At 62.7% G+C, this 424-nt stretch carries 1 pseudogene; it reads left to right on the top strand.

Annotated elements, in window-relative coordinates:
* A pseudogene (locus JHD80_RS27160) lies at positions 1 to 424 on the top strand (IS3 family transposase); the annotation flags it as partial.

Genomic DNA, 424 nt, shown 5'->3' with positions numbered 1-424 from the left:
CCGACCCTGCGCAGGCCTTTCCCGGCCATGGCCAGATGAAGCCGGAGCAGCTTGAGATCGAGCAGCTGCGGCGCGAGGTGGCCAAGCTCAAGGCGGAGCGCGATATTCTAAAAAAGGCCGCGGCCTACTTCGCGAAGGACGTGACATGAGGTTCACGTTCATTGCGAAGCACCGGGGAATCTGGCCGGTGGCATGGCTTTGCGAAGCGCTGGATGTGTCGCGCTCGGGCTTCCATGTCTGGCTCAACCGATCACCGAGCCGTCGAGCATGCGACGACGAGGAAATCGGCAACAGGGTCCGGGCAAGCTTCCTTGGTTCGGATCGGACCTATGGTGCCAGACGTGTCTGGCGGGACGTGCTGGCGGAAGGCATCGATTGCGGCCTGCATCGCATCGAGAGGCTGATGCGTGCCCAGGCTTTGCGT

It is taken from the genome of Allobosea sp. ASV33, from assembly GCF_016428755.1.
GTDB lineage: Bacteria > Pseudomonadota > Alphaproteobacteria > Rhizobiales > Beijerinckiaceae > Allobosea.
Note: the sequence above shows the minus strand (reverse complement) of the source record. Positions and strands in the feature narration are given on the sequence as shown.